An 18433-nucleotide genomic window follows, 5' to 3' on the forward strand; every position below is an offset into this window, starting at 1 on the left:
GTGCATTCCATGAGATTTTGGGGCCGCTGTGTGCCCCTTCGCGGGCTTGCGCCCCCACAGGAAAGTGTTGCTCTTGCGGCCGGCGCCAAACCTGTGGGAGCGGGCAAGCCCGCGAAGGGGCGCAATGCGGCCCCTTTAACGAATGGCCACAGTGTAACGACCAGGCAACCATTTAGCGCGACCATGGTCTGACCTGGCGCGCAACGCCGGGTGCTGCACCTGACGTTGCGCTATAGTTGCTGCCCTCACGTACACGCTGCCCAAGAGTTCCTATCTCATGTTCAACAAAGGATTGTTGCTGGCCTGCGCGCTGGCGTTGCTCAGTGCCTGTGACTCTTCCACGCCGGGCAAACCGGCGCCGGTCGAGAAAACCGTGGCGCCCGCCGAAGCCCCCGCCCCCAAGCGTGAGGACCCTGCCGTGCTCGCCAAGCGCTACGAGGGCCGCGAACTCACGGTGCTGGACGTATCGGAAGTGCAGCTCGATGGCGCAGCAACGCTGTCGATCAGCTTCTCCGTACCGCTGGATGCCAAGCAGGACTTCGCCACCAAGGTGCACCTGGTCGACACCGTCAAGGGTAAGCTCGATGGCGCCTGGGAACTCTCCGACAACCAGATGGAGCTGCGCCTGCGCCACCTGGAGCCGCAGCGCAAGCTGGTGCTGACCGTCGACAAGGGGCTGCTGGCAGTCAACGGCAAGCAGCTGGACAACGAGTCGATCACCCGCCTGGAAACCCGCGACATGCAGCCGACCATCGGCTTTGCCAGCCGCGGCTCGCTGCTGCCTACCCGCCTGGCCGAAGGCCTGCCGGTGATTGCCCTGAACGTCGACAAAGTGGATGTCGAGTTCTTCCGCGTCAAGCCAGACATGCTCTCGACCTTCCTGGCCAACTGGGGACGCAACAGCAGCCTGTACTACTACCAGTCCAAGGAAACCCTGGACATGGCCGAGCTGGTCTACAGCGGCCGCTTCGATCTAAACCCGGCGCGCAACACGCGCGAGACCGTGTTGCTGCCGATTGCCGGCATCAAGCCGTTGCAGGCGCCAGGCGTGTACCTGGCAGTGATGCGCGCCTCGGGTACCTACGATTATTCTCAGCCGGCAACCCTGTTCACCCTCAGCGACATCGGCGTGTCGGCCCACCGCTACCGCGACCGCATTGACGTGTTTGCTCAAGCCCTGGAAGGCGGCAAGGCGCTGAGCGGCGTCAACCTGGAAATCCATGACGAAAAGGGCAAGCTGTTGGCCCAGGCCACCACCGATGGCAAGGGGCATGCCCAGCTGCCGATCACGCCAAAGGCCGATACTCTGATTGCCACCCAGGGCGTGCATACCACGCTGCTGCGCCTGAACACCGCAGCCCTGGACCTGGCCGAATTCGACATCACCGGGCCTCAGGCCAACCCGCTGCAGTTCTTCATCTTCGGCCCGCGTGACCTGTACCGCCCGGGTGAGACGGTGCTGCTCAACGGCCTGCTGCGCGACCAGGACGGCAAGCCGGTCAAAGCCCAGCCGGTGAGCGTGGAAGTGCGTCGCCCGGATGAACAGGTGAGCCGCAAGTTCGTCTGGGAAGCCGACAGCAATGGCTTGTACCAATACCAGTTGCAACTGGCCACCGAGGCCCCGACTGGCCGTTGGCAACTGCTGCTCGACCTGGGTGGCGGGCGCAAGCAGGTTTATGAATTCCTCGTCGAAGACTTCCTGCCCGAGCGCCTCGCGCTGGAGCTCAAGGGCAGCAGCACACCGCTTTCGCCGGATGAAGATGCGCGTATCCAGGTCAATGGCCGTTACCTCTATGGTGCGCCGGCCGCCGGCAACCGCCTGAGCGGTCAGGCCTATGTACGCCCGCTGCGCGAGGCAGTACCGGCGCTGCCTGGCTACCAGTTCGGCTCGGTCACCGAGACCGATCTGAACCAGGACCTGGAACTGGACGAAGTCACCCTTGACCAGGCCGGCAAGGCGGTGGTCGATATCGAAAGCCGTTGGGCCGAAGCCCGCTCTCCGCTGCAACTGACCGTGCAGGCCAGCCTGCAAGAGTCGGGGGGACGGCCGATCACCCGGCGCCTGGAGCAGCCTATCTGGCCGGCTGAGCGCCTGCCGGGCCTGCGAGGCCTGTTCGAAGGGGAGGAGACCGATAGCGACGGGCCCGTGGAATTCGAATTCCTGGTGGCCGACCGCGACGGTAACAAACTGGCGGCCGACGCGCTCAAGGTGCGCCTTGTTCGCGAACGCCGCGATTACTACTGGAATTACTCGCAAAGCGACGGCTGGAGCTACGCCTACAACGAGAAGTTCCTGACCCAGAACGAAGAGACGATCAGCGTCAAGGCAGGTTCCACCGCCAAACTCAGCTTCCAGGTTGAGTGGGGCCCGTACCGCGTCGAGGTCGAAGACCCGCAGACCGGCCTGGTGTCCAGTGAGCGCTTCTGGGCCGGCTATCGTGCCCAGGACAACGCTGAGGGCGGCGCGGTGCGGCCGGACCAGGTCAAGCTGGCGCTGGACAAACCCTCCTACACCGATGGCGCTACCGCCAAGGTCACCGTCACCCCGCCCGCTGCGGGCAGCGGCTACCTGATGATCGAGTCCAGCGATGGCCCGCTTTGGTGGCAGGAGATCGATGTGCCCGCCGAGGGCAAGACCTTTGACGTGCAACTGGACAAGGCCTGGGCCCGTCACGATCTGTACGTCAGCGCGCTGGTTATCCGCCCTGGTGAGCGCAAGGCCAATGCCACGCCCAAGCGCGCCGTGGGCGTGCTGCACCTGCCGTTGGACCGCGCCGAGCGCAAGCTTGCGCTGAGCCTGCAGGCGCCGGAGAAAATGCGCCCGAAACAGCCTTTGACAGTGAAGATAAAGGCCGCCAACGCCGATGGCAGTGTGCCCAAGCAGGTGCATGTGTTGTTGTCGGCGGTGGACGTGGGCATCCTCAACATCACCGATTTCAAAACCCCCGACCCGTTCGCCAGCCTGTTCGGGCGCAAGGCCTATGGTGCCGATCAACTGGACATCTACGGCCAGTTGATAGAGGCCGGCCAAGGCCGCCTGGCCAGCCTGGCATTCGGTGGCGATGCAGCGATGGCCAAGGGAGGCAAGCGACCCAACACTACGGTAACCATCGTCGCCCAGCAGAGCCTGCCGGTGACACTGGACGACAAGGGTGAGGGCCAGGCCACGGTCGACATCCCCGACTTCAACGGCGAACTGCGGCTGATGGCCCAGGCCTGGACCGAAGAGCACTTCGGCATGGCCGAAGGCAAGACCGTGGTCGCCGCGCCGTTGATTGCCGAGCTTTCGGCCCCGCGCTTCCTGGCCGGTGGCGACCGTACCAGCCTGGCACTGGACCTGGCCAACCTGTCCGGCCGCGCCCAGCAACTGAGCGTCGAAATCACCACGGATGGGCAACTGAGCCTGGCGGCCAACGCCGTGCAGAGCATTAACCTGGCCGAAGGGCAGCGCTCGACGCTGATGATTCCGGTGCAGGCCCAGGGAGGGCTGGGGCAGGGCAAGGTGCATGTCCGGGTGACGGGCCTGCAACTGCCGAACGAGCCGGTCAATGCGTTCGAACGTGAGTGGACGCTGGGCGTGCGCCCGGCCTACCCGGCAATGCTCAAGCACTACCGTGTGGCCTTGAAGGACCAGCCGTGGACTCTGCCCGAAGCAGACCTGGCCGCCTTCGAACCCGCTGGCCTGGAAGCCAGCCTGGCCTTGTCGAGCCGGCCGCCGCTGAACCTTGCCGAGCAGATTCGCGCGCTACAAGCCTACCCCTACGGCTGCCTCGAACAGACCACCAGTGGCCTGTACCCTTCGCTGTACGCCGATGCCGACAGCCTCAAGCGCCTGGGCATCAAGGGCGAGCCGGCGGATGTGCGCAAGCGCAAGATCGAAATGGGCATCGAGCACCTGCTGGGGATGCAGCGCTACAACGGCAGCTTTGGCCTGTGGAGCTCGGACAGCGAGGAAGAGTACTGGCTGACCGCCTATGTGACCGACTTCCTGCTGCGTGCCCGTGACCAAGGGTATGGCGTACCCGCCGAGGCACTTAAGAAGGCCAGTGAGCGCCTGCTGCGTTACCTGCAGGAACGCAACCTGATCGAAGTCGACTACAGCGAGAATGCCGACCACACGCGCTTTGCCGTGCAGGCCTATGCGGCGCTGGTGCTGTCGCGCAGCCAGCAGGCGCCATTGGGCGCCCTGCGCGGCCTGTTCGAACGTCGCGCCGATGCCCGCTCCGGTCTGCCGTTGGTACAACTGGCGGTGGCGCTGGACAAAATGGGCGACAAACCGCGTGCCGAGCAAGCCTTGCAGGCGGGCCTGGGCATCAGCCGTGGCAAAGGCTGGCTGGCCGATTACGGCAGCGCCCTGCGTGACCAGGCGCTGATCCTGGCGCTGCTGCAGGAAAGCAACCTGGCCAGCAGCCAGGTCGATCAGCGCCTGTTCGCCTTGTCGGATGAACTGGCGGCCAACCGTTGGCTGTCGACACAAGAGCGCAATGCACTGTTCCTCGCTGGCCGTGGCCTGCTGGGCAAGCCCGAAGGCCAGTGGCAGGCACGCCTGGACAGTGCGGGTGAAGTGCGCGAGTTGAACAATGCCGAGGCCGGTATGAAGCTTGAGGGCCCGTTGCTGGCTTCACCGCTGAGCGTGCAGAACCAAGGCACTGAGACGCTCTATCAGCAGCTGACCTTGTCCGGATACCCGCGCCAGGCACCTGCGGCAGGCGGCAATGGCATGCAGATTCACAGAGAGTACCTGGGCATGAATGGCCAGCCGCTGGACCTGCACAACCTGCGCAGTGGCGACCTTGTGCTCGTGCACCTGGCGCTCAAGGCTGAGGACCGCGTGCCGGATGCGTTGGTGGTGGATCTGCTGCCGGCAGGCCTGGAGCTGGAAAACCAGAACCTGGCGCAAAGCGCTGCCAGCCTGGACAACGCCAGCAGTGCGGTGAAGGCGTGGCGCGAGTCGATGCAGAATGCCAGCGTGGTGCATCAGGAGTACCGTGATGACCGTTATGTTGCCGCGCTCAAGCTTGACGGCTATGGCACCACCCACCTGCTGTACCTGGCGCGAGCAGTGACCCCGGGCACTTACCGCGTGCCGCCGCCGCAGGTCGAGTCGATGTATCGGCCGAACCTGCAGGCCGTGGGCGATGGGCAAGGGGAGATGACCGTGAAAGCCCGCTAGAGACCCACTCTACGTGGACAATGTGGGAGCGGCCATGCGTCGCGACAGGGCTGCACAGCAGCCCCATGGTTTCAGCTTCGCCGCTTGAATTGTCGGGGCCGCTTTGCGGCCCTGTCGCGACGCAAGGCCGCTCCCACAAAGACCGCGCAGATCAGTGGATCACCCAGCTCATCACCCACAGCCCCAGCACCAGCCAGATGATCCCGAGGATGATCGAGGCGCGCATGAATGCGCGGATTGCCGAGTACAGCAGCATCAGGCCGATGATCAGGGCCAGGATGCTCAGCAGCGAGGTGTCCATGCCCAAGGTGCGCGACAGGCCATCGATGAAGTTGCCACCGGCATTGGCCAGCAGGTTGAACAGCCCGCTCAATGCGTCGACGATGAAGCGGATCAACGACCCCAGTGCCTGGCCCAGCCACTCGAAAAAACCTTCTACATGCATAGTTGCTTCCTGATGAAAAAATCGGCGAGGTTGTCGTCCCAAAGCCTTTGGCCATTACCTGGCCAGGACGGTTCCCGATGCCAAGCTTAGCGCGACCACGCTGCCGTGCGGGCAGGTTGTTGCGTGCCACGCTGATCAGTCTGCTGGTGCTCGGCGGCCTGTTCTGGCTGGCTGACCGTGTCTGGCCGTTGCCGCTGCCGGGTGACGACCTGGCCCGGGTAGTGCTGGCCGAAGACGGCACGCCGTTGTGGCGCTTTGCCGATGCTGATGGCGTGTGGCGCTACCCCGTAAGCCCTGAAGAGGTTTCGCCGCTTTACCTGCAGGCTTTGCTGACTTACGAGGACCGTTGGTTCTACAACCACCCAGGGGTCAACCCGCTGGCATTGGCCCGCGCGGCCTGGCTGAACCTGCGCGGCGGGCGTGTCGTGTCGGGCGGCAGCACATTGTCGATGCAGGTGGCACGCCTGCTCGACCCGCACGACCGTACCCTGGTCGGCAAACTGCGCCAGCTATGGCGCACCTTACAGCTGGAATGGCACTTGTCCAAGCGCGACATCCTGCAGATCTACCTGAACCGCGCACCTTTTGGCGGCACGCTTCAGGGTGTGGCGGCAGCCAGCTGGGCGTACCTGGGCAAGTCGCCCCTGCACCTGACACCTGCCGAAGCGGCACTGCTGGCCGTGCTGCCCCAGGCACCCAGCCGGCTGCGCCCGGACCGCCACCCCGAGCGTGCCCAGCGTGCCCGGGACAAGGTGCTGCAGCGCCTGGCTGAATACCAGGTATGGCCGACCCGGCAAATTCGCGAGGCAGCCGAGGAGCCGCTGGTGTTGGCGCCACGCCAGGAGCCGGCCCTGGCGCCATTGTTGGCCCGGCGCCTGAACAGCGCTGACAGCCCGCCGCTGATCCGTACCACGCTTGACGCTGCGCTTCAGCGGCGCCTTGAAGACTTGCTGCTGGGCTGGCGCGCACGGCTGCCGGAGCGTACCTCGGCCGCCATTCTGGTGGTCGAAGCGCAGAGCATGGCGGTGCGCGCGTACCTGGGCTCGATAGATTTGTCTGATGAGCGCCGCTTTGGCCATGTCGACATGGTGCGCTCGTTACGTTCGCCCGGCTCCACCCTCAAGCCGTTTCTTTACGGCATGGCGCTGGACGATGGCCTGATCCATTCCGAATCGCTGTTGCAGGATGTTCCACGACGCTATGGCGACTATCGCCCTGGCAACTTCTCCATGGGTTTCAGTGGGCCGGTGTCGGCCAGCTCGGCGCTGGCCCTGTCGCTCAACCTGCCCGCCGTGCAATTGCTGGAGGCCTACGGCCCGAAACGCTTTGCCGCACAACTGCGCATGGCAGGCATGCCGTTGATACTTCCCCCCCTTGCCGAGCCCAACCTGTCGTTGATCCTGGGCGGTGCCGGCAGCCGGCTGGAGGACCTGGTCGGCGGCTACGCGGCGCTGGCGCGAGGTGGCAACAGTGCGCAGGTGCGCTTGCAGCCACAGGCCCCCTTGGTGGAGCACCGGTTGCTGTCACCGGGGGCGGCGTGGATCATCCGGCGTATCCTCAGTGGCCAGGCGCGCCCGGACCGCGACCCGCACGCCGAACTTGTGCAGCGCCCGCTACTGGCCTGGAAGACCGGCACCAGCTACGGCTTTCGCGATGCCTGGTCGATTGGTGTTGGGCCGCGTTACCTGATCGGTGTATGGATTGGCCGCCCCGACGGTACACCGGTGCCTGGGCAGTTCGGCCTGGCGTCGGCGGCGCCGCTGATGTTGCAGGTGCACGATCTGTTGAGCAATCGCGACAGCCAACGCGGCATCAGCGTTCCGGTAGCGCCGGTACCTGCGAATATCGGCGTTGCGGCGATCTGTTGGCCGCTGGGCCAGCCGATGAGCAAGCAGGACACCAACTGTCGGCGTCAGCGCTTTGCATGGACCCTGGACGGCACCACGCCGCCAACCTTGCAGGCAGCCGACCAGCCGCTGGGCCTGGGCTTGCGCGAAAAAATGTGGGTCAACGAGCAGGGCTTGCGGGTCGATGGTAGCTGCCCGGGCGCCAAGGCGCGTGACATCGCCCTGTGGCCGGCGCCGCTGGAGCCTTGGCTACCCCGTGTCGAGCGGCGCATGGCGCGTTTGCCGGCCATCGACCCGGCCTGCCCGCCGCAGGCGCCGGCCAGTGCACCACCGCTGTCGATTGTCGGCGTGCGCCCAGGCGACAATCTGCGCCGCCCGGCCACCAGCACTGAACCGTTGCAATTGCAGGTCTCTGCCTTGGGTGGTGGTGGACGGCGCTGGTGGTTTCTCAACGGCCAGCCGTTGGGGGAAACCCAGGGGCAGGACAGCCTGTTGCTGCGTTTGCCACAGGTCGGGCAGGCCGAACTCAGCGCGCTGGACGAAAGCGGTCAGACGGCGCGGGTGGCGTTCCAGGTCAGTGAGTAGGTGTTCGACGACAGCCGGGCCAGCACCTACGCTTGCAAGTAACGGGTGTGACCGGCTGGTGCCCCGCAACCCATGGGAACATGGAGTGCCCTATGCGTCCTCTGGTCGTGCCCCTGATGTTGCTGCTTTGGGCACTTGCTGCCCAAGCCGACCCGTTGCCGGGGTTTCTCGACAGCCATGAATACGAGCGGCGTCTGCCCAGCGCCAACCTGCCGATGACGGATTACTCCCCTGTGAGCCCCCATATACGGCTGGCCGGGGCGGCTATCGAAAACCCCGACTGGGCCCCGGCCAACACCCGGCTGGTACTGCATAAAGTGCGCTTCGAGGGCGGCACGGTGTTCCCCTTGGGCGACCTGCGCGAACACTATCAGCCACTGATCGGGCGCGAAACCACGTTGGGTGAATTGCAGCAATACACCCAGCGCCTGACCCAACGCTACCGGCAGGAGGGCTACTTGCTGTCGTATGCCTACCTGCCTCCTCAGGATGTGGCCGATGGCAGGGTCAACGTGGTGCTGGTCGAAGGTTACGTACGTGATTACCGCGTGGACGGCGATATTGGGCCGGCAAGCGAGTATTTGCAGCAGTTGCTGGCGCGCATTGAGGCCGAGCGCCCACTGACCCGCGAAACGCTGGAGCGCTATCTGGGCCTGGCTACGCGCATGCCAGGGGTCGTGATAGAGGCCGAACTGGCAGTGGCGCGGGCTGCTGATGGTGTCGCCCGGCTGACCGTGCATGCGCGGCGCACGCCGCTCAGCGCTGCTGTGACCGTGGCCGACTCCAGCCGTGATGCTGCACAGGCCCTGATCACCGTAGCCAGCAATGCCCAGACCCGCCATGGCGAACGCGTCACGGCCAGCTGGCTGCTGCCCCCTGGCAATGACCGGGTCTACTACCAGCGTCTCGATTACAGCCAGTACCTGGACGCCGCCGGTAGCCAACTGCTGCTGTCGGCGTCGCGCTACCGCAGCGAGCCCGGCACGCGCATACGTTTGGACGATGGCCGCGATATCACCCGCGAGCACGACAGTGAGCGCTATGCGATCGGCCTGCGTCAGCCGGTGGTTGTAAGGCCGAATGAGTGGCTGGCGGTGCAGGGCCACCTGTACTCGGTCAGTGAGCATGATGAAGACCGGATGGCCGAGCAGCCACCGTCTCGCAAGTACGACACCTATGTGCGGGCGCTGTCATTCGAAGGTGACTGGCGCAAGGTGGAGCAGGGGCGTTTGCGTATCGTCAGTGCCGGGGTCCATCAGGGGCTGGACTACCTGGGGGCACGCAGCGATGCTGACTACGATCTCGACTTCCTGCGCTTGCGGCTTTCCGGTTTGCAGAGCGACACCCTGTTGGAAAACTGGCAGGGGGTGGTGTCCGGGGTGTTTTACTGGAGTGACGATCGCTTGCCCGACAGCGAGCGAGCGGGGTTTGGCGGGCAGAATTTCGGGCGCGGTTACCCGCGCGATCAGGCGGACGGTGACAAGGGTTGGGGTGTGGCCTACGAGCTCAACTACAGCGTGCGCAGTAGCTGGCTTGCGCGGGTTCAGCCCTATGCGGTGGTGGATACCGCTCAGGCCTGGCACAACCGGGGACCGGTGGAGGACGCCCATCTGGCTTCGGTGGCGCTGGGTGTGCGGTTAGGGGGTGGGCATATGTTCAATGTGGCGCTGGAGGTGGCCAAGCCGTTGGCGGATGTGGCGCTGGATAGCCTGGACCGTCGGCCTCGGCTGTCGTTGAACCTGGCGATCCAGTTGTAGCAGGCAACTATGGGCTTGCAGGAGCAGCCTCTCGCAGCGCAGGCCGCTCCAGAATGATGTGCCGAGCCTTCCTCAATGGGTCGTGAACCGCTGGTGCACGGGCGACGAGCTGGGGGTCAGCGCCAGAGCCAGCTGGGTGCGGTTGTGCATATGCGTCAAACGCAATACCTGAGACACATAGAGCTTCACGGTGTTTTCGGTAATGCCCAGTTCACAGGCGATCTGGTAATTGGTCTTGCCCTTGCTAACCAGTCGCGCCACTTCCAGCTGGCGTGGTGACAGCTTCTCGAACGCTGCTGGCAGCTCGCTTTCGCTTTCTTCTGCATCACTGGCACGCCGGTGGGTGCCTTGGCCACGGGCTTTTTCCAGGTCCTGATACAGTTCGTCCACCGACTCGGCCAGTTCCTGCAAGCGCTGGTTCAACCCACCCAGATCACGAAGATTGCGCTGGCGCTCCAGCAAGGCCTCTTCCTGCCGGCGGACGCCTGCCAGCAGTTCATCGAGGTCCATCGGCTTCTGGTAGTAATCGGCAAAACCTTCGCGTAGCGCGCGGATCAAGTCCTGTTTCTCGGCACGCCCAGTCAGCATGATGGCTTCGAACATGCGCTTGTTGCCATTGATCTCCTTCAAGGCGCGCACCAGCTCGACGCCATCCCGTTCGGGCATGTGCAGGTCACAGATGAGCAGGCCGATGCTAGGGTCTGCCACATAGTGCTCGATCGCTTCGTCGGTCGAGAGGGCTGTTACGCAGGTATAGCCCTTGGTTTCGAGGAATTCACTCAGTTGTTCGACAATGACCGGTTGGTCATCAACCACCAACACCTTTACATCACTCACTGGTCTGGACACAATCAACTCCCTGTTCTTGTACGGCCCTGCTCCCGTGCCAGACGCTCTGGCAGCTTAAAAATAGTCGCACTCAGCGAATATGTACAAGGCGTGTACAGGTTATCGGACCACTGGAAGGCTTACTGGATCCATACGGCCGTTAGAAGAAAACCTGATAACACATAGGGGACGAATGCCTGCTTGTCGCCCATTTCTTCGGTCAGGGCCTGCAAACGCTTCTTTACCTTGGGGTTGAGCAGAGTCCACAGGCGGCGGCGGGTCAGTAGCCAGACCAGTACAGTGACACCCGCGCCAATGAAGGTGCCGAGCACATATTGCGGGCTGGTGGCCAGGGCCAGGGCGCCCATCAGCTTGACGTCGTCGGCGCCGAAGCGGCCGAGCATGTAGCCTGGCAGGGTCAGCAGCATGACGATGGCCAGCGCCCAACCGGCCTCGCTGGCTTCGGCGCCTATCCAGCTGTGACCGGTGCTGAACAGCCAGGCCAGGGCGCAGCCAGCCGCCCCCAGGGTCAGCACGTTGGAGATCTGGCGTTGACGCACATCCTGTTCGGAGCACAAGGCAAGCCACAGCAGGAGAACAATGCTTTGCATTGGCAGGTCGCCTTTCCCAAATGTTGAACACTTCTACCCGGTCAGTCAGGTTTCCTTAAAAGAAGATAGACGGGAACGTGCGGGGGAGTGCGGTTGGCATCGGAAAAAAGGCGTGCGTGGAATGGATTTTGTCGTAGCTGACACAGGCCAGGCCGGTGACGCAGTCGTACTCGGAATCGCCATCTATGTAGGCGTGGGTTCACCCGCGAACATCCGCGAAGCCGGTGCCATGCACCGGGCCAATTGCTTCGCGGATAAACCCGCTCCCGCCGGGCCACGGTGCATGCAAAAGCCGCGTTCCAACGCTATTTTTTGCTGCCCGGTGGGTAGTTGCCCAGCACCTTGGCCACGGTGTTGCGGATTGCGCTGTTACGTTCTTCCGGGCTTGGCGGGTAGTTGTTCATGATCTGCTCGGCACTGCCGCGCCATACCAGCTTGCCGTCACGCCCATCGAACATGTCGACCTGGATGGTGGCGACCTTGTAGTCGACACTGCGGGTTTCGTTGTACATCGGGCCACCCCAGTAGCCGCCCCAGTAGCCACCCCAGCCACCGCCGTAGTTGGTGGTGATCTGTTGTTGGCGCTGCTCTACGATCAGGTATGTGCGTACTGTCAGGTCGGGCCGCGCTCCGCCTTGTACCGGGCGCAGGCCGCGCTGGTCGAGTTGGTCTGCTACCGCCTGGCGAATGCGCTGCTCGGTGAGGTCGCTCTTGATCCGTGGGTCATCCGGGCGGTACTGCAGGCCTGGCTCCTGCCATGCCCAGCTACGGTAGGCGGCAAAATCGCGGCTGGCATCGAAATCCTGCTGGACGTTGTTGCTCGAGCAGGCAGCGAGCAACAACGCGAATGACAGTAGAACGAGACGGCGCAACATGATGGTTCTCCGTTAGCTATTAACTGGGAGGATAGCCGCTGAGCGCCTTGTGCACAGAGTCGCGCAAGGCACTTTCGCGTTCGCGGGGCGAGTCCTTGTTGCTGCTGCTCTCGGCGCTGGCGCTCCAGACCGGCTGGCCGCTGCGGGCGTCGTACAGGTCGATGCGCACCACCAGGACTTCGACCTCGTAGGTACGCACGATGGGCACGCTGGCATAGCCTCCATAACCGTGGCGGTAGCCGCCATAGCCGACCCCCCCATAGGGATACGGCCCGTAGTAGGGGTCGTAGGTGTCGTAGTCACGTACTTGGCGCAAGCGTTTTTCCAGGCGCATATCGGCGCTCACCAGCAAGTCGCCAGGGCCTGCGCGAGAGGGGCGCAGGCCATGCTGGTCGAGCGCACCGCTGACGGCATCGGCCAGTTGCGCCGGGTCGGCATCGACAGCGCCGCTGGGCAACTGGCCGTTGCGCCAGCTCCAGCTGCGGTAGTGCCCATAATCACGAGCGGGCGCAGGGTAAGCACTGGCGTCGAAGGTGGTGGCCGCCTGGGCGGGGGCCGGTGGTAACGGGCGGCTGCTGGCCACATACGGGTTGCTGCCCTGGCAGCCAGCCAGGGCAATGGGCAGCAGGGCCAGGCACAACAGACGGTACGGCATGTGTTCCTCCCGGCGCGGCGGATTAGCGGGGGCGGCAGACCCAGTGCAGGTAGCGGCCAAGCCCGGCGAAGGTGGGGTGGCGGCGGTGGGCCAGTTCCATTTCCAACAGGTCGAGCAGCTCGGCCTTGCCCTGGAATTCCTTGGGCATGTAGTCGTGAAACACCCGCACGCCGCTTTCGCTTTCAACCAGCCACATAGGCTCAAGTTGCGCCTTGAGTTCGCGTGGATCAAGCGGTTTCTGAGGGGTCAGGCTCTGCTTTTCACCTTCCAGCCGGTTGCTGCGCAACTTGCGGAAATGGCCCTTGAGCAGGTTGCGATAGACCAGGGCGTCGCGGTTGTAGAAGGCCAGCGATAACCAGCCGTCGGGGGCCGTGAGCTGGTGCAGCACCGGCAGGATGCTCTCGGGGTCGGCCAGCCATTCGAGCACGGCGTGGCAGAGCACCAGGTCGTAGCGCTCGGTCAGCTGGCCGAGCAGGTCTTGCCAGGGCGCCTGGATGAAGGTCGCGGTCTGGCCGGCTTCGGCAAAGCGTGCCTTGGCGCCGTCGAGCATGGGCGCCGCAGGTTCGGCCAGGGTCAGCTGGTGGCCGCGCTCGGCCAGCCACAAGGCCATGTGGCCCAACCCGGCGCCGATGTCGAGGATGCGTAGCGGGCGGTCGGGTAGCGCTTCGGCCAGGTCGGCCTGCAGCACGGCCAGGCGGATCGCACCCTTGGCGCCGCCATAGATCTTTTCGGCAAAGCGGGTGGCCAGTTCATCGAAATGACGGTCGTTCATCGGGCGAAGCGCCTCTCGCTGTCGGCCAGCTTGGCACGCACCACCTGGTCCATGTCCAGACCCAGTTCGCTGCACAGCAGCAATAGATAGAGCACCACGTCACCGATTTCCTGGCCGGCGTGGGCCAGTTTGTCGGCAGGCAGCTGGCGCGATTCGTCCTCGCTCAGCCACTGGAAGATTTCTACCAGTTCGGCCATTTCGACGCTGGCGGCCATGGCCAGGTTCTTCGGGCTGTGGAAGCCGCGCCAGTCATTGGTATCGCGGATCTGATGCAGGCGTTGGGTGAGTTCTTGCAGGTTCATCGGGGTCTCCTATTGCTGCATAGCTTCTGCCCAGGCCCGATGCAAAGCAAGCGTATACCGCCAGGACAGGCCCGGCCTACAGGCACTCCCAACGGCCGACCATATGCAGCACGTCCCCGTGCCCGTCCAGGCGCAGTTGGCCCGAAGGGCCCGCTTCACTGGCACTGAGCACCACCTCTGAAGGCAACCTGACCGGCTTGCGGAAGTCCACCTCAAACGCATAGCCACTGTGCGGCAAGTGCCCGCGCAGCGCGGCCAAGGCCATGGCCTTGGTCCACATGCCATGGGCAATGGCCGTGGGAAAGCCGAACAACCGCGCACTGACGGCACTGAGGTGGATAGGGTTGTAATCCCCGCACACCTTGGCATAACGCCGGCCGATATCACTGTCGGCGTACCAGCGGGTGGCCTCGGGCAACGGACCAGGCTCAGGGTCGGCGGGCTCACTTGCCTCGCCTTCCAGGGCCAAGCCACGCACCAACATGCGGCTGGTCTCGCGCCAGAGCAGGCCGATGCCATCTTCAGCCTCGGTGACCAGGTCGAAGGTGCCCCCTTTGGCATGGCGCTGCAGGTTGTGCGCGTACACCGCAAAGCGCAGCCCTTCGACAGCACCAAGCGGGCGCAGCACTTCGATGCGGTTGTGCAGGTGTACCAGACCAAGCAGCGGGAAGGGGAATTCATCGGCCGTCATCAGCTGCAATTGCAGGGCAAACGCCATCACATGTGGATAGGTCCCCGGCAGGCGGCCATCATCGGGAAAGTGGCAAAGCCTTCGATAGGCCCCCAGATTGCCCGGCTGGACCCGAATGAAACAGCACAGGCCATCGTCCGGCAGCCGGTCGCCGCTGATGGAACGTTTGCTGGCTGCGCGCAGGTACAGGCTGGCGCGGGCGGCCGGGTTGTGCAGGTCGTGCCATTGTCGGCTCATGTTCAAGCCCCCATCAGTGCTTGGCCGCACACCCGCAGCACCTGGCCGTTGACCGACCCGGACCCTGGCTGGCTGAGCCACGCAATGGCTTCGGCGACATCCTGCGGGCGCCCACCCTGGCCCAGCGAACTCAAGCGCCGGCCCGCCTCGCGCAGGCCCATGGGCATGGCTGCAGTCATGTGGGTTTCGATGAAACCGGGGGCGATGGCGTTGATGCTGCCACCGCGCTCGGCGAGCCGTGGCGCCCAGGCCTGGGCCAGGCCGATCAGCCCGGCCTTGCTCGCGGCATAGTTGGCCTGCCCGCGGTTGCCGGCAATGCCGCTGACCGAGGCCAGCAGGGTGATGCGTGCGTTTTCCCCCAGCGCGCCGTTGTCATACAACGCCTGGGTGAGCACTTGCGGTGCCTTGAGGTTCACGGCCAGCACGGCGTCCCAGTATTCCGGCGTCATGTTGGCCAGCGTCTTGTCGCGGGTGATACCGGCGTTGTGCACCACGATATCGATGCCGTCGGGCAAGGCCGCGAGCAGTTGGGTTGCCGCATCGCTCGCGCATATATCCAGTGGCAGTGCCTTGCCGCCGAGGCGTGCAGCCAGGGCGTCGAGGTCCTGGCTGGCCTGCGGTACATCCAGCAGCAGCACATCGGCGCCGTCCCGTGCCAATGTTTCCGCAATGGCGGCGCCGATGCCCCGCGCAGCCCCTGTGACCAGCGCACGGCGGCCACCGAGTGGGCGGGTCCAGTCCTCCACCTGGCTGGTGCAGGCTTGCAGGCGCAGTACCTGGCCAGAGATGAAGGCACTCTTTGGCGAGAGGAAGAAGCGCAGGGCGCCTTCCAGCTGATCTTCGGCACCGGGGGCGACATACAGCAGCTGGGCAGTCGCGCCATTGCGCAGTTCCTTGGCCAGTGAGCGGCTGAAGCCCTCAAGGGCACGCTGTGCAACGCTGGCCAGTGGGTCGTCGAGGCCTTCCGGTGCACGGCCCAGTACCAGTACATGGGCGCATGGGGCCAGACTGCGTAGCAGCGGCTGGAAAAATTCACGCAACTGCTTCAGTGCATCGCTGTCGGACAAGTGACTGGCGTCGAATACCACGGCCTTGATTTTTGGCCCCAGTCCGGCCACCCAGGCTTCAGCCTGCAGGTTGTCGGCATTGAAGCTGTATACCTCGTCAGTGAGGCGCGGGGCGATGGCTTCGGTCTGCTTCGCCAGTGGCCCGCCACCCAGTACCAGGGCACCTTCCACCGGCCGCAGGCGGCCAGCCTGCCAGCGCTCCAGTGGCGCCGGGTGTGGCAGGCCAAGGGCATCCACGAGGCGGCGGCCGAGATTGGAGTTGGCAAAACCGAGGTAGCGATCGCTCATGAGGGGTCTCCCGAAAGGCAAGCTTGAAAGTGTGGACCAACTTTGCGGCAGGGTCGTTCGAATGCGGTAAAAACACCTAGGCTGTACCGAACAAATTGTTTCAGGAGGAACACGCGCATGCGTTCAACTCGCCGGGTCGCGATTCTGGGCGGCAACCGGATCCCTTTCGCCCGCTCCAATGGCGCCTACGCTACGGCCAGCAACCAGGCGATGCTCACGGCCGCGCTTGAAGGCTTGATCGAACGCTATCACCTGCACGGGCTGCGGTTGGGCGAGGTGGTGGCCGGTGCGGTGCTCAAGCACTCGCGCGACATGAACCTGACCCGCGAGTGCGTGTTGGGTTCGCGCCTGTCACCGCAGACCCCGGCCTATGACATCCAGCAGGCCTGCGGTACCGGGCTGGAGGCTGCGCTGCTGGTGGCCAACAAGATTGCCCTGGGGCAGATCGACTGCGGTATCGCTGGCGGTGTCGACAGCACCTCCGATGCGCCGATCGCCGTCAACGAAGGCTTGCGCCATATATTGCTGCAGGCCAACCGTGGTAAAAGCCTTGGCGAGCGGTTCAAGCCTTTCCTCAAGCTACGGCCTCACCACCTGAAACCCGAGCTACCACGCAATAGCGAGCCGCGTACGGGGTTGTCGATGGGCGAGCATTGCGAGCGCATGGCCCACACCTGGCGCGTTGCCCGCGCCGAGCAGGACGAATTGGCGGTGCTTAGCCACCAGAAGCTGGCCGCAGCCTATGCCGAGGGTTGGCAGGACGACCTGTTGACGCCGTTTCTTTCGCTGACACGGGACAACAACCTGCGCCCCGACCTTAGCCTTGAGCAGTTGGCCAGACTCAAACCAGCCTTTGACCGCAGCGGGCAGGGCACGTTGACGGCCGGTAATTCCACGCCGTTGACCGATGGTGCTTCGCTGGTGCTGTTGGGCAGTGAGGCGTGGGCGCAGCAGCAGGGGTTGCAGGTGCTTGCCTATCTGGTCGATGGCGAAACCGCTGCGGTGGATTTTGTCACGGGGCGCGAAGGGTTGTTGATGGCGCCGGTGTATGCCGTGCCGCGCTTGCTGGCACGCAATGGCCTGACGCTGCAGGACTTTGACTATTACGAAATCCACGAAGCCTTTGCTGCCCAGGTGCTGTGCACGCTCAAGGCCTGGGAGGATGCCGATTACTGCCGTGAGCGGTTGGGCCTGGAGGCGCCGCTTGGCGCCATCGACCGCAGCAAACTCAACGTCAAGGGCAGTTCGCTGGCGGCCGGGCACCCGTTTGCGGCAACCGGTGGGCGGATATTGGCCAGCCTGGCCAAACTGCTGGCGACGGCGGGTAAGGGGCGCGGGCTGATTTCGATCTGTGCGGCAGGCGGGCAAGGGGTGACCGTTATCGTCGAGCGCTGAAGCACCTCCAGGGTAACTGCAGACGCGGCGTGTGCCTCGATCATGATCCAGCTGTTAGGCTTGTCTGGTCAGAACTAAAAGAAAATACCATGCCGATGATCGGACACCCCCGCGCTATCCCCGCGCTGGAACACCTGCCCAGACCTCTCTACGCCCGTGCCGAAAGCCTTGGCGCCGGTTCGTGGACCACTCGTCACCAGCACGACTGGGTGCAGTTCTCGTACGCCATCAGCGGTGTCCTTGGCGTGTACACACGCGACGGCAGTTACTTTGCCCCACCGCAGTGGGGGGTATGGATCCCTGCCGATGCCGAGCATGAAGTGATCACCTCGATGCAAGCCGAGATGCGCAGCCTGTATGTGCGCCGCGATGCCTGCCCATGGGCGCCGGAACAATGCCGAGTGCTGGAAGTCACGCCGCTGGCGCGCGAGCTGATCAAGCAGTTCTGCCTGTTCCCGGCAGATTACCCAGAGGGTGACAGCGCCGAGGCGCGTCTGGTAGCGGTGCTGCTCGATCAGTTGCGCACCTTGCCGGAAGTCGGGTTCTCGCTGCCTTTGCCCCGCCATCCTGGTTTGCTGGCGCTATGCAATGGCTTGATCGCTGCACCGGACAAGCCGCAGACCTTACAGCAATGGGCGCGGGAGCTGGGGTGTTCGGAGAAGACGCTGATGCGGCTGTTTCAGCGGGAGACGGGGTTGAGCTTTCGTAATTGGCGCCAGCGCATGCGGCTGTTGTCGTCGCTGGCGTTGCTGGAGGCGGGGGAGAATGTGACCGAGGCGGCGCTGGGGTGTGGGTATGACTCCACGTCGGCCTACATTGCGGCGTTCAAGCAGCTGTTTGGCGCAACACCGGGGGAGTTGAAGCTTTAATTCAGGGTTACTTGTGCCGGCCTCTTCGCGGGTAAA

Annotated in this window: 14 protein-coding genes; 5 read left to right on the forward strand and 9 right to left on the reverse strand. The window is 64.3% G+C overall.

Going from position 1 to position 18433, the window contains the following annotated elements; all coding sequences use genetic code 11:
* The first annotated feature begins 277 nt into the window (after positions 1 to 277).
* Positions 278 to 5173, forward strand: a complete 4896-nt coding sequence (locus tag QYE47_RS17000) for an alpha-2-macroglobulin (RefSeq protein WP_070383394.1) — start codon at positions 278 to 280, stop codon at positions 5171 to 5173.
* 151 nt (positions 5174 to 5324) lie between these two features.
* On the opposite strand, the gene QYE47_RS17005 is transcribed toward QYE47_RS17000, so the two are convergent.
* Positions 5325 to 5618: a hypothetical protein gene (locus QYE47_RS17005; protein ID WP_004577004.1), complete on the reverse strand. Its 294-nt coding sequence runs from the start codon at positions 5616 to 5618 to the stop codon at positions 5325 to 5327.
* Positions 5619 to 5695: 77 nt separating this feature from the next.
* Here QYE47_RS17005 and pbpC point away from each other — a divergent pair, with 77 nt between their 5' ends.
* On the forward strand, positions 5696 to 8050 hold the full coding sequence (gene pbpC, locus QYE47_RS17010) for a peptidoglycan glycosyltransferase PbpC (protein WP_070383395.1): 2355 nt from the start codon (positions 5696 to 5698) through the stop codon (positions 8048 to 8050).
* Positions 8051 to 8142: 92 nt separating this feature from the next.
* Positions 8143 to 9807 carry a ShlB/FhaC/HecB family hemolysin secretion/activation protein gene (locus QYE47_RS17015; protein WP_070383396.1) on the forward strand — a complete coding sequence of 555 codons (1665 nt, stop codon included), beginning with the start codon at positions 8143 to 8145 and terminating at the stop codon, positions 9805 to 9807.
* A 72-nt stretch (positions 9808 to 9879) separates the two neighbouring features.
* Here the strand turns inward: QYE47_RS17015 and QYE47_RS17020 are convergent, their stop codons facing one another.
* The 8 genes from QYE47_RS17020 to QYE47_RS17055 form a co-directional block, all read right to left on the reverse strand.
* Positions 9880 to 10656, reverse strand: coding sequence for a response regulator transcription factor (locus QYE47_RS17020; RefSeq protein ID WP_026031901.1), 777 nt, complete (start codon positions 10654 to 10656; stop codon positions 9880 to 9882).
* A gap of 119 nt (positions 10657 to 10775) precedes the next feature.
* A complete protein-coding gene (locus QYE47_RS17025) occupies positions 10776 to 11246 on the reverse strand; it encodes a prepilin peptidase (protein WP_010951848.1) in 471 nt (156 codons plus the stop codon).
* 305 nt (positions 11247 to 11551) lie between these two features.
* Complete coding sequence (locus tag QYE47_RS17030) at positions 11552 to 12121, reverse strand: DUF4136 domain-containing protein (protein WP_010951849.1); 570 nt, start codon at positions 12119 to 12121, stop codon at positions 11552 to 11554.
* Positions 12122 to 12140: 19 nt separating this feature from the next.
* Positions 12141 to 12776 carry a DUF4136 domain-containing protein gene (locus tag QYE47_RS17035; protein ID WP_014589558.1) on the reverse strand — a complete coding sequence of 212 codons (636 nt, stop codon included), beginning with the start codon at positions 12774 to 12776 and terminating at the stop codon, positions 12141 to 12143.
* A 22-nt stretch (positions 12777 to 12798) separates the two neighbouring features.
* Positions 12799 to 13548, reverse strand: a complete 750-nt coding sequence (locus tag QYE47_RS17040) for a methyltransferase domain-containing protein (RefSeq protein WP_070383397.1) — start codon at positions 13546 to 13548, stop codon at positions 12799 to 12801.
* Entirely contained in the window at positions 13545 to 13850 is a 306-nt protein-coding gene (locus tag QYE47_RS17045; protein WP_003255298.1) for a MazG-like family protein, read from the reverse strand. The genes QYE47_RS17040 and QYE47_RS17045 overlap by 4 nt, the downstream gene beginning before the upstream one ends.
* 76 nt (positions 13851 to 13926) lie before the next feature.
* A complete protein-coding gene (locus QYE47_RS17050; RefSeq protein WP_070383398.1) occupies positions 13927 to 14778 on the reverse strand; it encodes a MaoC/PaaZ C-terminal domain-containing protein in 852 nt (283 codons plus the stop codon).
* Positions 14779 to 14780: 2 nt separating this feature from the next.
* The gene (locus tag QYE47_RS17055) at positions 14781 to 16133 is read right to left on the reverse strand and encodes a 3-oxoacyl-ACP reductase (RefSeq protein WP_070383399.1); all 1353 of its coding nucleotides are present in this window, start codon (positions 16131 to 16133) and stop codon (positions 14781 to 14783) included.
* A gap of 117 nt (positions 16134 to 16250) precedes the next feature.
* Here QYE47_RS17055 and QYE47_RS17060 point away from each other — a divergent pair, with 117 nt between their 5' ends.
* Together QYE47_RS17060 and QYE47_RS17065 are read left to right on the forward strand one after the other, a co-directional pair.
* Positions 16251 to 17528 carry an acetyl-CoA C-acetyltransferase gene (locus QYE47_RS17060; protein WP_070383400.1) on the forward strand — a complete coding sequence of 426 codons (1278 nt, stop codon included), beginning with the start codon at positions 16251 to 16253 and terminating at the stop codon, positions 17526 to 17528.
* An 89-nt stretch (positions 17529 to 17617) separates the two neighbouring features.
* Positions 17618 to 18397: a helix-turn-helix transcriptional regulator gene (locus QYE47_RS17065; RefSeq protein ID WP_019438050.1), complete on the forward strand. Its 780-nt coding sequence runs from the start codon at positions 17618 to 17620 to the stop codon at positions 18395 to 18397.
* Positions 18398 to 18433: the final 36 nt, after the last annotated feature.

The sequence above is a fragment of the Pseudomonas sp. 2,4-D genome, assembly GCF_030418155.1.
Taxonomy (GTDB): domain Bacteria; phylum Pseudomonadota; class Gammaproteobacteria; order Pseudomonadales; family Pseudomonadaceae; genus Aquipseudomonas; species Aquipseudomonas alloputida.